The organism is Mesorhizobium sp. GbtcB19, assembly GCF_019091085.1.
Taxonomy (GTDB): Bacteria; Pseudomonadota; Alphaproteobacteria; order Rhizobiales; family Rhizobiaceae; genus Mesorhizobium.
Genome location: NZ_JAGXJY010000024.1, coordinates 23,541 through 42,143 on the forward strand (window position 1 = coordinate 23,541; position 18,603 = coordinate 42,143).

The 18,603-nt window shown below is 65.2% G+C and carries 15 protein-coding genes; 4 read left to right on the forward strand and 11 right to left on the reverse strand.

The window, feature by feature from the left end; translation table 11 throughout:
• Positions 1-173: 173 nt before the first annotated feature.
• Genes KVT37_RS27905 through KVT37_RS27915 form a run of 3 tightly spaced genes read left to right on the forward strand, consistent with a single transcriptional unit; the run spans position 174 to position 3,684 of the window.
• Positions 174-1,718, forward strand: coding sequence for a sugar ABC transporter ATP-binding protein (locus KVT37_RS27905; protein WP_217578272.1), 1,545 nt, complete (start codon positions 174-176; stop codon positions 1,716-1,718).
• On the forward strand, positions 1,715-2,701 hold the full coding sequence (locus KVT37_RS27910) for an ABC transporter permease (RefSeq protein ID WP_217578238.1): 987 nt from the start codon (positions 1,715-1,717) through the stop codon (positions 2,699-2,701). The genes KVT37_RS27905 and KVT37_RS27910 overlap by 4 nt, the downstream gene beginning before the upstream one ends.
• Complete coding sequence (locus tag KVT37_RS27915; RefSeq protein ID WP_217578239.1) at positions 2,698-3,684, forward strand: ABC transporter permease; 987 nt, start codon at positions 2,698-2,700, stop codon at positions 3,682-3,684. Before KVT37_RS27910 ends, KVT37_RS27915 begins: the two co-directional genes overlap by 4 nt.
• Positions 3,685-3,696: 12 nt before the next feature.
• Here KVT37_RS27915 and KVT37_RS27920 read toward each other — a convergent pair whose 3' ends face one another.
• The 11 genes from KVT37_RS27920 to KVT37_RS27970 all read right to left on the reverse strand — a co-directional run bounded on the left by KVT37_RS27920 (position 3,697) and on the right by KVT37_RS27970 (position 17,720).
• On the reverse strand, positions 3,697-6,366 hold the full coding sequence (locus tag KVT37_RS27920) for a nitrate reductase (protein WP_217578240.1): 2,670 nt from the start codon (positions 6,364-6,366) through the stop codon (positions 3,697-3,699).
• A gap of 3 nt (positions 6,367-6,369) precedes the next feature.
• A complete protein-coding gene (nirD, locus tag KVT37_RS27925; RefSeq protein WP_217578241.1) occupies positions 6,370-6,699 on the reverse strand; it encodes a nitrite reductase small subunit NirD in 330 nt (109 codons plus the stop codon).
• 20 nt (positions 6,700-6,719) lie between these two features.
• Positions 6,720-9,170: a nitrite reductase large subunit NirB gene (nirB, locus tag KVT37_RS27930; RefSeq protein WP_217578242.1), complete on the reverse strand. Its 2,451-nt coding sequence runs from the start codon at positions 9,168-9,170 to the stop codon at positions 6,720-6,722.
• Positions 9,171-9,183: 13 nt separating this feature from the next.
• On the reverse strand, positions 9,184-10,485 hold the full coding sequence (locus KVT37_RS27935) for a nitrate/nitrite transporter (protein ID WP_217578243.1): 1,302 nt from the start codon (positions 10,483-10,485) through the stop codon (positions 9,184-9,186).
• A gap of 52 nt (positions 10,486-10,537) precedes the next feature.
• Positions 10,538-10,705, reverse strand: coding sequence for a twin-arginine translocation signal domain-containing protein (locus tag KVT37_RS27940; RefSeq protein WP_217578244.1), 168 nt, complete (start codon positions 10,703-10,705; stop codon positions 10,538-10,540).
• A gap of 321 nt (positions 10,706-11,026) precedes the next feature.
• Positions 11,027-12,253, reverse strand: coding sequence for a CmpA/NrtA family ABC transporter substrate-binding protein (locus KVT37_RS27945; protein ID WP_217578245.1), 1,227 nt, complete (start codon positions 12,251-12,253; stop codon positions 11,027-11,029).
• A complete protein-coding gene (locus KVT37_RS27950; protein WP_217578246.1) occupies positions 12,250-12,846 on the reverse strand; it encodes an ANTAR domain-containing response regulator in 597 nt (198 codons plus the stop codon). The genes KVT37_RS27945 and KVT37_RS27950 overlap by 4 nt, the downstream gene beginning before the upstream one ends.
• Positions 12,847-12,948: 102 nt before the next feature.
• Entirely contained in the window at positions 12,949-13,767 is an 819-nt protein-coding gene (locus KVT37_RS27955; protein ID WP_217578247.1) for a sulfotransferase domain-containing protein, read from the reverse strand.
• Between the two features lie 5 nt (positions 13,768-13,772).
• On the reverse strand, positions 13,773-15,449 hold the full coding sequence (locus KVT37_RS27960) for a glycosyltransferase (protein WP_217578248.1): 1,677 nt from the start codon (positions 15,447-15,449) through the stop codon (positions 13,773-13,775).
• A gap of 343 nt (positions 15,450-15,792) precedes the next feature.
• Positions 15,793-16,848: a hypothetical protein gene (locus KVT37_RS27965; RefSeq protein WP_217578249.1), complete on the reverse strand. Its 1,056-nt coding sequence runs from the start codon at positions 16,846-16,848 to the stop codon at positions 15,793-15,795.
• Between the two features lie 11 nt (positions 16,849-16,859).
• Positions 16,860-17,720, reverse strand: coding sequence for a DUF6502 family protein (locus KVT37_RS27970; protein ID WP_217578250.1), 861 nt, complete (start codon positions 17,718-17,720; stop codon positions 16,860-16,862).
• 411 nt (positions 17,721-18,131) lie between these two features.
• Between KVT37_RS27970 and KVT37_RS27975 the strand changes: the two genes are divergently transcribed.
• A complete protein-coding gene (locus tag KVT37_RS27975; RefSeq protein WP_308642788.1) occupies positions 18,132-18,542 on the forward strand; it encodes a MucR family transcriptional regulator in 411 nt (136 codons plus the stop codon).
• Positions 18,543-18,603 lie beyond the last annotated feature (61 nt).

The window sequence follows — 18,603 nt, forward strand, 5'->3', positions numbered from 1 at the left end:
CGGATGAGGGGTGTTCCAGGGAACGCCAACGTCTCATTCCGCTGGAACACCCCTCATCCGTCGCCTCCGGCGACACCTTCTCCCACAAGGGGAGAAGGTAGAAGCCACCTGGCTTCATCCGGCGCCTGCATTAGTTTCTGGAACGAGAACCACACGATTTGACAACAAACCCATTGCCGCAAAATCCTCTCCTCGACGCCACCGGTGTCGCGAAAAACTACGGTGCGGTTGCAGCGCTGCGCAACGCTTCGCTGTCCGTGTTGCCGGGCGAGGTCCATGCGCTGATGGGCGCCAACGGCGCCGGCAAGTCGACGCTGGTGAAGATCCTGACCGGAGCGATCAACGCCGATGCCGGCCGCATCCTGATCCGAGGCCAGCAGCTTGATGTCCGCTCGCCTGCCGCAGCCCGCCGCGCCGGCCTGCTGCCGGTCTACCAGGAACCTTCGCTGATCCCTGATCTCGATGTCTTGTCCAACCTCAGGCTGACCAGGACGCCGGTCGAGCCGTTCCGCGCCTGGGTGCGCGAGCTCGGCATTCCGAACCTCGACATCCGCGACACCGCGCGCGACATCCCTTTGGCCATCCTGCGCGTGCTCGACCTGGCGCGCGCGCTCGCCGTCGAACCCGACGTGCTCCTGCTCGACGAGATGACTGCCGCACTTCCCGCGAACCTTGCCGAAAAGGTGCTTGAAGTGGTGCGCCGCCAAGGTGACGCCGGCCGCTCCGTCATCTTCATCTCGCACCGTTTCGTCGAGATCTCAGCGCTCTGCGACCGCGCCACCGTTCTGCGCGACGGCTCGACGGTCGGCGTCGTCGACATCGAACCGGGCGTCGAGGAAAGAATCGTCGAGATGATGCTCGGCACGCGCATCGAGAAGACACGCGTTGGGGCGCGCACGGCAAATGATGTCGCTGCTGCCAGCGGCGGCCGCCCGCGCCTGTCGGTCCGCAACTTGCAGCTCGGCACCAAGCTCAACGATGTCTCCTTCGATCTCGCCAATGGTGAAGTCGTTGGTGTGTTTGCGCTCGAGGGCCAGGGCCAGGACGAGCTCTTCGCCGCCCTTGCCGGCTCGATCCGTCCGACCGGCGGCACCATCGATGTCGATGGCGCACCGGTGAAATTCTCGCATCCGAGCGATGCCATTCAGGCCGGCATCGCCTACGTACCTGGCGACCGCACCGAGGCCTTGGCCATGCAGCGCTCGGTGCGCGAGAACATCGCGCTGCCTTTCAGCGCGGGGCTGCGCAAATGGGGACCGATCCGCATGCGGCGCGAGCAGGTGGTCGTCTCCGGCGCGATCGGCAGATTGCAGATCGACACCCGCGCCCAGGGCGAGGTGCAGCGCCTCTCCGGCGGCAACCAGCAGAAAGTGACCATTGCCCGCTGGATTGCGGCCAACGCCCGCACCATCCTTTGCTTCGACCCGACGCGCGGCATCGATGTCGGCACCAAGCAAGAGATCTACAAATTGCTGCGCGAGCTCGCCGGCCAGGGCAAGTCGGTGCTGTTCTACACATCCGAAATGGAAGAGGTGCAGCGTGTCTGCGACCGCGTCATCGTCATTTTCGGCGGCCGCGTCGTCGACACTTTTTCGGTCGAAGAGGCCGACGAGCCGGCGCTGATGCGGGCCGCCTACGGCCTGCCGCGCGGCGCCAGGGCGGATGTCGGCATCCTTGCCGACGTCAGGCCCGCCTCCGATGCGGAGGCCGCGTCATGAGCCGGTTCTTGCGCAACCAGGGTTGGGTCGCCGGCCTGTTCGCCCTGCTGATCTTTCTCTTCGTCGTCACCAAGCTGATCCAGCCGGCCTATGGCAGCGGCGACTTCGGCTCGCTGGCGCGGGCGGTTCTGCCTTACGCTTTCGCCGTCGCCGCCCAGACCGTCGTCGTCATCGCCGGCGGCATCGATCTCTCCGTCGCCGCCATGATGGCGCTGACCAGCGTGACCGCGGCCTCGATGATGAACGGCGCCAGCGAGGAGTATGCGCTCTTCGTCGTGCCCTTCGTGCTCGCCATGGGGTTCGTGCTCGGCGCGCTGAACGGCGTCCTCATCGTCGTCACCCGCGTGCCGGACATCGTGGTCACGCTCGCGACGCTGTTCGTGCTGCAGGGCGCGGCACTGCTCGTGCTCGGCGCTCCCGGCGGCGCCGCCGCCGAATGGCTGAAGGCAAGCGTCATCGGCACGGTGCCGATCCCCGGCCTGCCGGATTGGGCCGACGCCTGGGTTCCAAAAGCGCTGGCGCTGCTCGTCGTCTGCCTCTGCATCATCTGGATTCCGCTCAGGCGCTCACGCCTCGGCCTCTCGATCTACGCGATCGGCAGCAATGAGCTCGCCGCCTTTCGCAGCGGCGTGCCGGTGGCGCGCACCAGGATCATCGCCTATGCGCTGTCCGGCCTGTTCGCCGCGATGGGCGGACTGTCGCTCACCATCAGCACCGGCATCGGCGCGCCCATCCCCGGGCCCTATCTGCTCGCCAGCGTCGCCGCCGTGGTGCTTGGCGGCGTCGCGCTCGGCGGCGGCAAGGGCGGCCTGCTCGGGCCGATCATCGCCGTCTTCGTGCTGCGGCTGGTACGCACCGACCTGACGCTTCTGGCCATCGATCCGAACGTCACCGCCATCATTGAGGGCCTGATCATGGTTGCGGTGGTGATGTTCGGCGCCTTCATCACCATCCGCGGCCGCCCGGTGGGAGCAACGCCATGACCGACATCGCGACCATGCCCCAGCCGGTCTCGTTCGGCCGCCGCGTCAAGCGCTTCATGGCGGACCGGCCGCTCATCCCGCTGATCATCCTTTTGATCATTCTTGTGGTGATCCTGCAGATCCTGCGCCCCGGCATCGTCAACGAGCGCTGGCTCGCCAACACGGCGAAATTCGCCATCCCGCTGGCGATCCTCGCCGGCTGCCAGACCATGACCATGCTCACCGGTGGCATCGATCTTTCCGTCGGCACAGTGGCGACGATGAGCGCCTTCATCATGGCGACGCAGATCGTCAACCAGGATCCCACGGTGGCCTTCCTGCTCGCCATGCTGCCCGCCGTGCTGATCGGCCTCGTCAACGGCATCGGCGTCGGCGTGTTCCGGGTGCATCCGCTGATCATGACGCTCGGCACCAGCCTGATCGGCACCGGCTTCCTGCAGGTCTATCAGCGCACGGTCATCGCGTCGGGCGCCAAGATCCCGGATTTCCTCAACTGGCTGGGCACCGGCGTCACTTACGGCTTTCCCAACGCGCTTCTGCTGTTCGTGCCGGTGGCGGTGCTGATCGTCTTCACGCTCAACCGCACCGGCTTCGGCCGCCTGCTCTACGCCGTCGGCGACAATGAACGCGCGGCGCGCCTGTCCGGCGTGCGCTACTGGCAGGTGATCACCGCGCTCTACGTGCTTTCCAGCCTGCTCGCCGGCATCACCGGCCTGCTCTATATCGGCCTGATCAAGGCCCCGTCGCTGTCGCTGGCCGAACCGCTGGTGCTGCCTTCGGTGGCCGCAGCCGTCATCGGCGGCACCTCGATCTTCGGCGGCCGCGGCGGTTACACCGGCACCATCATCGGCGCGCTGATCCTGACCGTGCTGACGACGCTGCTCACCATCCTGCAGATGCCCGAAGGCGGCCGCCGCATCCTGTTCGGCTTCATCGTGCTGTTCGTGACGGCGGCGTATTTGCGGATTGTCGAAGACCGGTAGAACCGGCGTGACTCACTCCGCCGCCTGCACGTGACGGGCGTCGATGATCGCCCGGATCTCGGAGCGGCAGGAGCCGCAATTGGTGCCCGCGCGCAGTGTCGAGCCGATCGCTTCGAGGCTGTCGCATCCCGAAGCGACCGCTGACGCGAGCTGGTTGGCGCCGATGTGGAAGCATGCGCACACGACGCGGCCGATGGCCGGCATCGGCACGGGCGAGCGCCCGGACAGAAGCGCGTGGCGATCGGCCGTCGACAGCTTCTGGCGTGTGGCAAGCAGCGACACCAGCCAGTCCCGCACCGGCAGCTGATCCGGGGCGGCAACCAGCAGCGCCTCAGCCATGGCGCCGGCGTCGTCGATGGCTGCGGCACGATAGGCAAGCCCGCGGCGATCGGTGTATTCGAGCAACTGGTCCCGCCGCTGGACGGCGAGCAGCTTGCGCGCCAGGAGAATGCCCTGGTCCGGCGGCTCGGTTCCGGTCAGATCGTAAACCCAGCCGCCCTCGACCGCATGCCGGCTCCAGTGGACGAAACCCGTCGGCCTGAGATCGCGGCGGGTGACGAGCACGCCTGCCCAGCCCGTGTTTTCGCGCACGATCCTGACCGGAACATGCTTGAGCTCCGGCTGACCGGAATACGGATCGGTGACCGGCGATGACAACAGGCCGGCGGAAGCCTTGGCCGCGAACTGGCCACTCCAATGCATGGGCAGGAAAGCCTGGCCGCGCCGCTGCGCCTCGGCCACGCGCACCCTGGCGCGGACGAAACCGAAGCGGGTCGAAAGATGGGCGAGGTCCCCCTCCTTGAGGTGGTGCGCTGCCGCATCGGCCGGATGGAGATCGACCGTCGGCTCCGGCGCGTTCGCCATCAGGCGCGGCACGTTGCCGGTGCGCGTCATGGTGTGCCACTGGTCGCGCAGCCGGCCAGTGTTCAAGGCGAGCGGATAGTCGGCGTCGACGGCGAAGGCCGTAGCCTCCTGCCGCACCGGCACGAAACGCGCGCGGCCGTCGGACGTGGGGAAGCGGCCGTCGGCGAACAATCTTGTCGGCTGCTCGCGGCGGCCCGAAGCGGGCCAACGGCGTGGCGCGAAGGCACCGTAGTCCGTGTCGCTGAGGTCTGCCAGTCCGCCAAGGTCGAACAGCCGCTCGCCATTGTTCTCGAAGGCGGAAAGCGCGGCATGCTCGCGGAAGATCTCGGCCGGTGACTGGTAGGCGAAGGCACCGCGGTAACCCATGCGCGCGGCGACCTCGCAGATGATGCGCCAGTCGGCTCTCGCTCCGCCCGGCGAGGGCAGGAATGACCGCTGGCGCGAGAGGCGCCGCTCAGAATTGGTGACCGTGCCGTCCTTCTCGCCCCAGCCGGCGGCCGGCAGCAGCACGTCGGCATAGCGCGTAGTGTCGGTGCGGGTCACATCCGAGACGACGACGAACTCGCATTTGGACAAAGCAGCCCGCACCCGCGCTGCATCCGGCATGCTGACGGCGGGATTGGTGCCCATCACCCACAGCGCCTTGATGCGGTCGTCGGCGACCGCCTGGAACATATCCACGGCCTTCAGGCCGGCACGCCGCGCGATGTTGGGCGCGCTCCAGAAGCGGGACACGCGATCGATGGCGGACGGATCCGCGAAGTCCATATGCGCGGCAAGCTGGTTGGCCAGCCCTCCCACCTCGCGCCCGCCCATGGCGTTCGGCTGGCCGGTCACCGAGAACGGCCCCATGCCGGGCTTGCCGATGCGGCCGGTGGCGAGGTGGCAGTTGATGATGGCGTTGACCTTGTCGGTACCATGCGCGGACTGGTTGACGCCCTGGCTGTAGACGGTGACCGTACGCTCGATCTCGGCGAAGAGATCGTAGAATGCCTGAACATCGGCGGCCGCCAATCCGCAGCCTTTCGCGACGCGCGCGATCGACGGTGCATCGGCGCCAGCGAGCGAGGCTGCGGCCTCGAAGTCCGAGGTGCTGTCCCGGATGAAGGCTGCATCGACCTTCCCCGCTTGCGCGAGATGCGCGAGCAGCCCGTTGAACAACAGCACATCCGTGCCCGGATCGAGCGCCAGATGCAGGTCGCATTCGTCGGCCGTGGCGGTACGGCGCGGATCGATGACGACGATTTTCGTCCCACGCTCCCGGCGTGCCGCGAGCATGCGCTGGTAGAGCACGGGATGGCACCATGCGGTGTTGGAGCCGGTGAGCACGATGAGATCGGCGTGCTCGAAATCCTCATAGACGCCCGGGACGATGTCCTCGCCGAAGGCGCGGCGATGGCCGGCGACGGACGACGCCATGCAGAGCCGCGAATTGGTGTCGATATTGGCCGAGCCGACAAAACCCTTCATCAGCTTGTTGGCGACGTAGTAATCCTCGGTGAGCAATTGGCCCGAAACGTAGAAAGCGACCGAGTCGGGCCCGTGCTCGGCAATCGCGCGCGAGAATTTTTCGGCCACGAGATCGAGCGCGTCGTCCCAATCGGCTTGCTTGCCAAGAACCTCCGGCTGGAGCAGCCGACCTTCAAGGCCAAGCGTCTCGCCAAGCGCAGCGCCTTTCGAACACAGCCGGCCGAAATTGGCCGGATGATCGGGATCGCCGCGGACGGTTGTCGTGCCGTCCGCGGCGACCTTGGCCAGCACGCCGCAGCCCACCCCGCAATAGGGGCAGGTGGTCCTCACCTCGCGCGCTTCCTCCATGCCTCAGGCCGCTTTCGAAGCCAGCGCTTCGAGCGCGATGAACAGCCGTTCGCCGTCGACCCTGACCGGGATCGTCCTGACCGCGCCTTCATCCGCGCCGAGCGCCTTCCCCGTCTCCAGCGAGATCACCCAATTGTGCAGCGGGCAGGTCACCGCCACGCCATGCACGATGCCTTGGCTGAGCGGTCCGCCCTTGTGCGGGCAGTGATCCTCGATGGCAAAGACCTGGTCGTCCGCCGTTCGGAAGACCGCGATCTTGCCTTGCGGGGTTTCAACGCAGCGCGCGCCACGGCGTGGGATGTCGGCGATGGCGCCGATGGCGATCCAGTTCATGCCGTCTCTTTCCTGTCGATTCACTCCGCCGCCTCCGCGAACCCGACCGATGCCATCGGCCGGAACTCATGCTTGTCCTTGCCGGAGACGCGCTCCGACCACGGATCGACCTGGGCGAATTTCTGGCTGAAGACGAAGCGCTCGTAATAGGCTTTGCGCTTGCTCGTATCGTCCAGGATCTGCCGTTTGATCTCGGCGGTGCCGATGCGCTTGGCCCATTTATAGATGCGCTCGAGGTAGCGGGCCTGCTCGCGATACATCTGCACGAGCGCCACGATCACCTCGAGCGCCTCGTCCTCGGTCTTCACCAGGCCGAGCACTTCCGTGCCCTTGATGTCGAGGCCGGCCGCACCCGCGAAATGGATCTCGTAGCCAGAGTCGACGCACACCACGCCGACATCCTTGCAGGTCGCTTCCGCGCAATTGCGCGGGCATCCCGACACCGCCATCTTCACCTTGGCCGGCGTCCAGGAACCCCACATGAACTTCTCGATGCGGATGCCGAGCCCGGTCGAATCCTGCGTGCCGAAGCGGCACCAGTCGGTGCCGACGCAGGTCTTCACTGTGCGCAGGCCCTTGGCATAGGCATGGCCGGAGACGAAGCCGGCCTTGCCGAGATCGGCCCACACCGCCGGCAGATCTTCCTTGCGGATGCCCAGCATGTCGATGCGCTGGCCGCCGGTGACTTTGACCATCGGGATTTCGAACTTGTCGACCACATCGGCGATGGCGCGCAATTCGCCGGCGCTGGTCACCCCGCCCCACATGCGCGGCACCACCGAATAGGTGCCGTCCTTCTGGATGTTGGCGTGCACGCGCTCGTTGATGAAACGCGACTGATAGTCGTCGGCATATTGATCCGGCCAGTCGCAGACGAGGTAGTAATTGAGCGCCGGCCGGCACTTGGCGCAGCCGCAGGAAGTCTTCCATTCGAGCTCCTGCATGATGGCGGGGATCGTCTTCAGGCCCTTCGCCTTGATCAGGCGCCGCACATCGTCATGGCCGAGGCTCGTACAACCGCACATCGGCTGCACCGCCGCCGGATTGTAGGCTTCGCCTAGCTTGAGCTTCAGCAGCTGTTCGACGAGGCCGGTGCACGAGCCGCACGAGGCCGAGGCCTTGGTGTGGGCGCGCACGTCGTCCAGGCCGGTCAGCCCCTTGCCGGTGATCGCGCCTGTGATCTTGCCCTTGCAGACGCCGTTGCAGCCGCAGATTTCCGCATCATCCGCCAGTGCCGCAACGGCCGCCAAAGGGTCCGAGGAAACGCCTCCCTGAAACGCCTGGCCGAAGATCAGCGTGTCGCGCATCTCCGAGATGTCGGTCGCCTTCTTCTTGAGGTCGTTGAACCAGGCGCCGTCGGCCGTCTCGCCGAACAGCACCGTGCCGATGATGCGGTTGTCCTGCAGCACGACGCGCTTGTAGATGCCGGCGGACGCGTCGCGCAGGATGATCTCCTCGCGATCCTCGCCGTCGGCGAAGTCTCCCAGCGAATAGAGGTCGATGCCGGTGACCTTGAGCTTGGTCGGCGTGTCGGAGTGAACGAAGCGCCTGTCCTCGCCGTCCGCCAGCCTGGCCGCCGCGATGCGCGCCATCTCGTAGAGCGGGGCGACCAGTCCGTAGACATGGCCGCCGACCTCAGCGCATTCGCCAAGCGCCATGATCGCCGGATCGGACGTTCGCATACGATCGTCGACGACGATGCCGCGATTGACTTCGAGCCCGGCCTCCTTGGCCAATGTTATGCTGGGGCGGATGCCGACCGCCATCACTACCAGCGTCGCCGGGATGATCGTGCCGTCCATGAGCTCAACCCCCTCGACCTTGCCATTGCCGAAAATGGCCTTGGTGTTGGCCTTGGTCATGATCTTGATGCCGCGCGCCTCGACCGCCTTCTGCAGCAGATAGCCGGCGGCCGGATCGAGCTGGCGCTCCATCAGCGTCGGCATGACGTGCAGCACCGTGACGTCCATGCCGCGCTCCTTCAACCCGGCTGCGGCTTCGAGCCCGAGCAGGCCGCCGCCGATGACCACCGCCTTGGCGCGCGACTGCGCCGCAAGCAGCATGGCGTTGACGTCGTCGAGATCGCGATAGGTCAGCACGCCCGGCAGGTCCTTGCCGGGCACCGGAATGATGAAGGGCACAGAGCCGGTGGCGATGACGAGACTGTCATAGCTCTCGGTCACGCCGTGGTCCGAAGTGACGGTCTTGGCCTCTCTGTCGATGGCGACGATCCGGTGCCCCTTGTAGAGGGTGATGCCGTGCTTGATGTACCAGCCGTCGCCATGGATGACGATCTCCTCGAACGCCTTCTCGCCCGACAGCACCGGCGACAGCATGATGCGGTCGTAGTTCACGCGCGGCTCGGCGTTGAAGATGATCACGGCGTAGCGGTCGGGCGCTGCCTCCAGCAGGTGCTCCAGCATCCTGCCCGGCGCCATGCCATTGCCGATGATGACGAGTTTTTCGGTCATGTCGGTCTCCGGTCTATTCGGCGGCGTAGGAAAGCGGCGCGGTCTTGACCTCGGCCGCGCGCTCCATCCGGCGGATGGTGATATGCATCCAGACCAGGCACGAGACGACGATCACGAAGAGCAGCATGAAGCAGCTCGACCAGACGCCGGTAAGGTCGTTCAGCGCGCCGAAGGCGATCGGCAGGATGAAGCCGCCGAGGCCGCCGATCATGCCGACGACACCGCCGACCGCGCCGACGCTCTGCGGGTAATAGGCCGGGATGTGCTTGTAGACGGCAGCCTTGCCGAGGCTCATGAAGAAGCCGAGCACGGAGGCGACGGCGATGAAGGCGAGCGGGCCGATCTCGAAATGGAAGGGGATCGGCCCGCTGATGCCGCGCACGACATAATCTGCCGAGGGGAGAGACAGAACGAGCGTGGCGACGGCAGAGACACTGAAGGTCCAGTAGAGCACGGTTCGGGCGCCGATGCGGTCGGAAAGCACGCCGCCATAGGCGCGGAATATGCTGGCGGGGATCGAATAGGCGGCGCCGATCATGCCGGCGGTGGCGATGCCGAAACCGTAGACGCCGATCAGATAGCGCGGCAGCCACAGCGACAGCGCCACGAACGCGCCGAAGGCGAAGAAATAGTAGAAGGCGAAGCGCCAGACCTGCAGGTTCTTCAGCGGCGCGAATTCCTGCCAGAAGCTTCTCGCCGGCGTCGCCTTGCCGGCGCGGCGCTCGCGGATGACCGGATCGTCGCCGGTGGTGAACCAGAAAATGGCAGCCATGACGGCCAAGGCCGCCGCCCAGATCAGCGCCACCGACTGCCAGCCCCAGGCAAGCAGCACGAGCGGCGCCAGGAACTTGGTGACCGCAGCGCCGACATTGCCGACGCCGAAGATGCCGAGCGCCGTGCCCTGTTTGTCGGCCGGGAAGAACCGCGAGACATAGGCGACGCCGACGGCGAAGGAGCCGCCGGCGAGCCCGACGCCGAGTGCTGCGACCAGCATCTGTCCATAGGTGTGCGCGAAGGCGAGCAGGAAGGTCGCGACCGCCGCCGCGAGCATCGTCATCGTATAGACCAGCCGGCCGCCATAGCGGTCGGTCCAGACACCGAGCACCATGCGCACGAGCGAACCGGTCAGGATCGGCGTGCCGACCAGCAGGCCGAACTCGGTCTCGTTCAGGCCGAGCTCCTGCTTGATGCGCACGCCGATGATGGAAAAGATCGTCCACACCGCGAAGCAGACGGTGAAGGCGATGGTGGACATGACGAGCGCCTGCCGGGGAGCACTGTCCTGGCTGGGCGCGGCTGCGAGATTTGCGGTCATGGCTGGCTCCGGTTTGCGGCGTGGGAGGCGCCGCGTGTGGTGTTGATCTTGGTCAGCGCGGCGGCACCTGGGCGGTCACTTGCGGACCCGTGCTTTCGGCTTCGTGGCTGGCGGGAAACAGTAGAAGTGCCGCGGCGAACAGCACCGCCGTCAGAAGGCTGCTCGCCAGGAAATCGCGGCGGGTGAAATCCTTAAGCGAAGGTCCGATCCGTTTGGTCATCGTCGTCTCCGGTCCAAAACGAAAAAAGCTGCCGTCCAGGCCCTCTCGCGTCCGTACATCCGGGATCGCGTGGTGACCTGAGCGGCAGCTTTGCCTGTGGCGCCCGCCATTGGACGCCTGTTCTGTTGCCCGCGAACGGGCTCGATTATTTCAAAGCACGAAGCGTGCCAGTTTTGCGAGAAATCTGAATTTCAATCAAAATCAATACGATAGGAGAATTGACCCGCAACCGAGCCAAGCGGCAACGCGGTCAAACATTGGTCAACAGCACAGGTACGGCGCATAAATTTTGTGCAATGCACAAGAATGGCGCGCAAATGATCAGGCATTCTTCTGGCCGGCAATATAGGCGTCGATCCGGTCGGGATCGAAAATCTGGCCGTCGAAGAATCCGTCAGGGCCAAGCACGAGGCTCGCCCCGGCGGAACCAACCGGCGTCGCGACCTTCAGCGCCCCCTCGACCTTGGCATTGGCGCCCGGCAGCGCCACGCCGAGCGGCTTCAGCGCCGAGCGATAAAGGTCGGGCCGATAGCAGTCGCGGGCGATGGCGAGGTTTTGCGGCGTATGCGGCAACTGCCCCCAGCGCACCATCTGCGTGTAGAACCACAGCGCATGGCTCTTCCAGGGAAAGTTGGCCGCCTTGTCGAAGGGCAAGAAGAAATCCTCGACGCTCCGCTCCACGCCGCCGCCCAGTTGAAGGCGTCCGGTGAGCGCCGGCATTTGGATCGCCTCCGGCTGACCGAGAAAACCGGGCCTTGCCATCAGCGCGGCCAGCTCGCCGCGGTTCGCCGGATCCTGGCACCAGCGTGCGGAATGATAGAGCGCCCTCAGCAGCGCCGCCAGCGCATCCGGGTGCTCCTCCGCCCAGGCCTTGCGGACACCGAGCACCTTTTCCGGGCTGTTGCGCCACAGCAGCGCCTTGACGGTGACGATGCGACCGGTGCCCGCCGCGACCGAGGCGCTGTTCCACGGCTCGCCGACGCAATAGCCGTCGATGCGGCCGGCGGAGAGCGCATCGGCCATGAAGGGCGGCGGCACGATGACGATCTCGATGTCGCGATCCGGGTCGATGCCGCAGGCGGCGAGCCAGTAGCGCAGCTCGTAATTGTGCCCCGAATGCGGATGGACGACGGCGAAGCGCAGCGGCTCGCGGCCGCTGGCCGCCCGCTCGCGCACAAGCGCGCCGAGAGCGGTCCCGGCACGCGCCGGATCGAGGTCGGCCACGGCGCCATGCGCCGCCATGCCGTCCCAGACGGCGTTGGAGACAGTGATGCAATTGCCGCCGAGCCCGAGCGAAAACGGCACGATGGTGTCGGACGCAAGCGGCGTCAGCCCGAGGCTGCAGGCAAGCGGCATCGGCCCCAGCATATGCGCGACATCGAAATGACCGATGGCGATGCGGTCGCGGATGTTGGCCCAGGACGTCTCGCGCTGCAGCTTGAGCTCGATTCCCTCGCGTGCGGCAAAGCCCATCTCGCCGGCCGCGACCAGCACCGCGCTGTCGAAGAGCGGCATGAAGCCGGCCGTGATTTCGTGCGCCATGCTCATTCGCCCTCCCCCAGCAATCCCGCCGCCGTCACCAGGCTCTGGGCGATGTCGGCGATCTTGCGGTTCTGGTTCATGGCGGTCTTGCGCAGAAGCGTGTAAGCCGCCTCCTCGCTCAAGCCGCGCGACTTCATCAAGATGCCCTTGGCCCGGTCGATGACCTTGCGGTTCTCCAGCTCGCTGCGCGCCTCCTCCAGTTCGCGCGCCATGCGCGAGAAGGCATTGAAGCGGCTGATCGCCATGTCGAGGATCGGCTTGATGCGCTCCTTCTTCAGCCCGTCGACGACATAGGCGGACACGCCGGCATCGACCGCCGCCTCGATCGAAGCCTGGTCGGAACGGTCGACGAACATGGCGATCGGCCGCTTCACCGCGCGCGACAGCTGGAACATGTTCTCCAGCATGTCGCGATTGGGATTTTCCAGGTCGATGACGATGACGTCCGGCTCGATCTCGGCGATGCGCCGGGCAATGCCGGCCACGTCGTGGACCACCGTGACATGGCGATGACCGGCGTCCCGCAAGCCGGCCTCGATGATCGAGGCGCGGATGCGGTTCTCGTCGATAACAAGGATGGTCAACGAACCGGTGGACATGCGCCTATTGTGCAGGCGGACCGCAATTGTGCAATGCGGTAGTCGATCGGAAGCGAATTCGGCCCGACGTTTCCAAGTCGTCAAGGACCGCCGGCCTCGGCCTCACCAAAACCCGACAAGCGACCTCAGCATCGCTCTGGCGCCAATTGCGTCGCGGCAGGTTTTGCGAAAACCCGCTCGTCCCGTTGCCTCGAGCACGTCGTCATCGATACCGCGCAGAATGACGCTCGCATTGCGCCAGCCGATCCTGGCAAGCGCCGATGCCAGCTCCGCGCGGGCGGGATCGAACCGGCTCTGATCGATGGTCGGGCTCTCGCCGCGGTCGATGTCGTTGCTCGCACCGAGCTTGTGGTCCGGCATCGTCACGACGGTGCCGGCGTCGAAAGCTATCGAAGGATCGAGAAAACGGGAGATCGAATTCAGGCAGGAGGCCGGCTCCGCGACGAGCTGCTCGTAGCGCAGGAAATGCACCGGGATACCGGTGCGCCGAAGCGCATCCATGGCGAAGTAGAACTGGTTCCAGTAGTCCGCCGGCGTTCGGAACCTGTATTCCATCTTGCGTGGTTCGGTAAAATCCTGCCTGAGCTCGAACGGCCTGCTCAGGAAGGCCGCGAGACTTCTGCTCGGCTTGAAGAGCGTGTCGTTCCTCGCCTGTCGGTACCATGACAAAAGCTGCGTCACCGGGTCCTTGCTGACGACGACGATCGGCAGGTTGCCATATCGCATGTCGCGGCCGTCCATCAGCGCCGGGAAAATCCCGTGCTTCCAGAAGCCCTGATCGAAGACGACCGGCATATCGAGGTAGCGTTCGATCAGGTATTTCGCGAGATTTGTTCCGGATCTCGGCGTCCCCATGACCCGCACGCCGACGGTGTGGTGGCCGAGGCGCGTCGGGGAACCGATGGGCGTCGAAATAGTCATGATGGTCACGGTTCCGCCCGCCGAAAAGCCGGCTGCTCGGCCACCAGGTCGCCCGCTCGCGAAACCGTCCGCGTCGCCGGGCGCCGCGGCCGGCGGATCATGGGTCCAGGATCGCTGCAATCGAGCGCGGCGAGGCCGACTATGGTCGTGAAGAAATCCCGCTCGCGGATCGGCCGGTAGCGCGACGCGATCGTTGCACGCAATTCGGCGAGCCAGCCCGGATCTGTGCAGGCTTTGGCGACGGCGGCGCACCAGGCTTCGACATCGTGCGCGGGAAGCGTCGGCATCAGCCCTTGCGTCGCCTCGGCCAGCGACGGGGCGTCGGAGATCAGCACCGGCAGGCCGAAATCGAGGCACTCGGCGGCCCCCAGGCCCCAGCCTTCCACCGCCGACGGGTAGACGCTGAATTCGGCATCCCGGTAGAGTTCGGCGAGCTGCCGATCGGCGAGATTGGAGCGGAACTGAACACGGTCGCGAAGCTGCGGATTGGCCTCCATGAAGGCCACCAGCTCGTCATACATCCACCCCCAGCGGCCGCAGAAAACCAACGTGGGCAACCGATCGCCCAGCACAGGCAGAAGCCGGTGCCAGACCTTGAGCAGCAGGATGTGGTTCTTCCTGATCTCGATCGTCGAGCAGTAGAGAACAAACTTCCGGCTCGGGTTCTGTCTCTCCGGGCGCGTCAGCCGATCCGCCAGGCCTTCCTTGAGAAAGGCGCCGGGTGACGCGACCGCCACTTCCGGAACCCGATCGGGATTGGAGGCCCTTGCGTGGCATCTAACCCTGCCGGCCGTGTATTTCGACACGCAGACGAGCAGATCGGAATTCTCCAATTGCCACGCCGTGTTGCGGACGAAGCCGCGCGCATGATGAGGCCCGACGAAGTGCGGAAAATCGATCGGGATAAGGTCGTGCATGATGGTGAAGATGCGGCAGCCGATATTTCCCGCGAGCTTCTTCGCGGCAATCTCGTGCACGCTTGCGCTCGACAGGAAGCAGATGGCGCTGTCGTCCTTCAGCGGATCCTTTGTCTCGGTCCGCCTCGCGCGCAGGCATGATTTCGCGGCCTTGAAGACGCGAATGGCCGTCTTGGACAGTTGGAACTTGATCCCGCGCCTTTTCTCCGAGCCGGAGACGAAGATCGCCGCCACGCGGTCGAACTCGCGGCCGAAGTCGAATGGTGCGTCCCGCAGGATCGATAGCACCTTCCAGAGGCGAGCCAGATACGGCCTCTCCGCCTCGCCGACGACTTGCGGCAACTCACCCTCGACCAGCCGCTTCAGATAGCGAAGCTCCGCTTCGCCCAGCATCCGGCCCAGCCCATGCGCGTCGACGATGAAGAAGCCGACCGGCGAGGCGCGCCATCGGAGCGCCTGGCGGACAAGCGCCGTCTCGACTCGCGGAATGCCTACGGGCGGATGAGGCCCCCACCGAAAAGGCAAGCTCGCGTCGATGTACAGTTTCTTCAATGGATTACCTTCAATTCTATGTCGATTTCGTCGGCAAAACCGTAGGGCAAAGGCCGGCCGCAGCTCGGCATTGCGAACTTGCACCGGGCGAGACCCGCGCCTGATCTTTGGATCGGTCAGACAATCAATTTCTGATGGCGAGTTTCTACGTGGGAAAATTGCCCACGTCAAGAGATCGATATGAAAACACTGCTTGGCCGCGCCCGCGTCCAACGAGTCGCTTGACTTGTGGGTAATTTTCCCACAAATGTTCGATCGTCGATTTCAAGCCGCTTCGACCGGGCTTGCCGCGCGCAGGTCCGGACGGAATTTCGGCGGATCACCTGCCCCCCGCATGATCCGCGGAAAAGCAGCCGTACCGAAAAAGCTCGAACCACCCACCCCGGTAAAAGAGCCAGTGCGACTGCGCCGGCCGGTTCTGTCCCTCGCAAAAGACAGACCGGCCGGATCCCCTCGCCACCGCGAGGCAGCGATGATTTCGCAAGGCGGCAATCAAAGCTGGAAAACGCTGCCGGCGGCGAAGCCCCCGGCGACCATTGCGCTTTATCCGAAATCCTTAAGGCGCACCTGGACCGCCCGGCCCACCGGGGCCGCCAGGCCCGCCCGGTCCGCCATTGGGTGCGCCACCGGGCACCCCGGGAACTCCGGGAGCACCGTTCGGTGGAGAACCTGGCGGCTGGCCGGGCATGCCGGGTCGGCCCGGCGAGCGCGGACCGGCATCGGCCTGGCGCGAGGCCGATACGATATTGCCCGACCGGTCGAATCCGACCGCAAGAAACGCGCGCACGGCAGTTGTCGATTGCGAATCGTCGCCTTGGTCGTCAACGGAGACCCCCAGACCCGATTCCAGCCGATGTCCCCGACGCCGCAGGAAGGTTTCGTAGAGCACGCTCGTGACATCGGCCTGTGGAACCGGTGCCTCCGCCTTGATGCTCACCACTTTGTAGCCGCCGGTGGCCTTGACCAAGGTCAGTTCCACGCGGCGGTTCGCAAGCTGCGATGATCTCGGCCCGACATTCAGCCGCCCCACCTGCAGCGAGCCTGACTTCACCACCGCGAGGCCGCGAACCAGGTAACGTGTCGTGGAAGGCCTGGCCTCTACCAGGCTCGCGACGATTTTCCCGTCCGGCCGGCGAATGCCTTGGACGGCCACGATATCGCCCTTCCTGATCGGCGGCATCGCCGGAACGCCGCCGGTGTCCACGCTCTGTCCCAGAACCAGGATCGAGCCCGGGCTTGCGCGCTCGACAGGCCCGACGACCTCGCTGGTGACATGGATTTGCCGTGTGACGATGCGATCCGCGTCCCGCGTCACCACCACGCGCACGACCTGTCCTATCTTGATGCTGCTTGCGGTGGCGGCGACGCCGTCTATCCAGACCGGCACATCCGGACCGTAGGCGACCCGCACGTCGTTGACGAAGATGCTGCCGAAGCGCTGTATTGTTCCCACGATGCCGGTGCCGCCGATGCCGTGATCGTCCCCCGTTCCGGCCGTCCAGCCGGTGCCGCCGATACCCCGGTCGCCCGAATTGTCCGTCGCCCTTGCGAAGGCACTGAGCAGCACTGCGGGGAAGGCGGCGCTGAGCGTCAGGAAACTCCGCCTCGTCAACCTCCAGCCCATCAAGCGTCTCCGCCGGCAGGCGTGGAAGATTCTTCGCCGGCAAACGATGCGCCGTCGGCGGTGAGGATGTAGACACCGCAATTCCACCGGCTTGTCCCGCCGGGATCGCTTTTCACCGCCTGGTTCGCATGCTTGTTGAGATGGAGCAGCGTCTCAACCACGACCTTGCGGCTGTAGGCTTCGAGCGACCTGGCAAGCTCTTCCGAGAGTCCGTCATAGTGGACGGCCCGCTCGATGAAAGGCGGTTTGTCCGCCAGGATGTTCGCGACGGCGGCGGCAGCATGGTCCTGGAGATTGCGGGCAAAGTAATAGAGCCGGACCTCGCCGTCGTCGCGCGGCGCCATCGCCGCTTCCATCAGGACGATGCGATCCTGTTCATCGGTCTCCACCAGCTTGCGATCGAGCCAATCGTCGAGAACCGCCCTCGGCCGCAAATCGCGCGTCACCGACTCCACCAGGCCGGCGAACGACGCCTCTCCGGTCTCGGCCATTCGCGGCAAGGGCAATGGCGCGCCCTTGGCGTCGGTGAACATCGGATCGGCAAGCCAGCGCGCGACGATCGCGCTCGTCCTTGAAACGGAGTCGGGTATGATCCGGACCGGAGCGCCGGCGCCGCGCAGACGGCTGACCTCCTTGCGATGGACGCCTGTCAACAGGCTTACCCTGCTGTCCGTCTGCGGCTTTTCGGCCAGCGCGAATTCATGCTCCGCCACGTTGACGTAGATCTGCCGCAACAGGTCGACGAAGGTGGGAAACGTCACCCCGCACTTGATCGCCAGCCGCACCAACGGGCGAAGCACCCGGTTCAACGCGCTCTGGACGCCCGCGGCATCCAGATATTGTTCCGCCGATTTGCTCATCACCGTCCTTCACCCGTCAATCAATTCACCTATGCCCCGAAAATTCCTGCCGAAAATAGCCCGTGGGAAATGCTTCCACAATAGATGGGTCGGTAACGCCGGCTGTCCACCCCGCCATGCTGAATGGCCATGTGCGGGTTCACGTTCATTCGTCGACTCCCGGTTTCGGCGAGTCCATTGGTCACCTCCGGTTGACACGTGTGAAATTTTCCCACAGTATTTTACGACGAAGCAGAATCTCGTGTCCATCGCCGCCAGAGCATGACCGGCAAGAGGAGAAGACTTTTGAAGAGGCCTTATGTGAAGCCGGCCATAAACAGGGCCTCGGATGGGTTCGACCGGCCGGCGGGCAATGGCGACCGCATCGACCTTGCGCATCGCAACGGGAAGAACCTTTCAGACCAGGGCGGCATCGTCTCGGGCAAGGAAGGCGTCGATTCAGCCGTCTCCCTGACTGCAAGCGTCGTATCCGCCTATGTCTCGAACAACCCGCTGCCCGCGGCCGAGCTGCCGGAATTCATCGGCAAGATATTTGCCTCGATCAAGCTGATCTCGATCGGATCGCTCGACGTTCAGCCCGACGAGATCAAGGGCGTGGCCCGCGCGAAAAAATCCGTCACGCCCGAATTCATCATCTGCCTGGAAGACGGTAAGCGCTTCAAATCGCTGAAGCGGCACATCAAGGCCCAATACGGCCTTACGCCGGACCAGTATCGGGCGAAATGGAACCTGCCGTCCAACTACCCGATGGTGGCGCCGAACTATTCGGCAACCCGCTCCAAACTGGCGAAATCCATGGGCCTCGGCCGAAGGATAAAATAGGCTTCTCGGCACGGGCTGCGACGCTACGAGCGTTGCTGGCGGGCGACAGGGACACTATAGC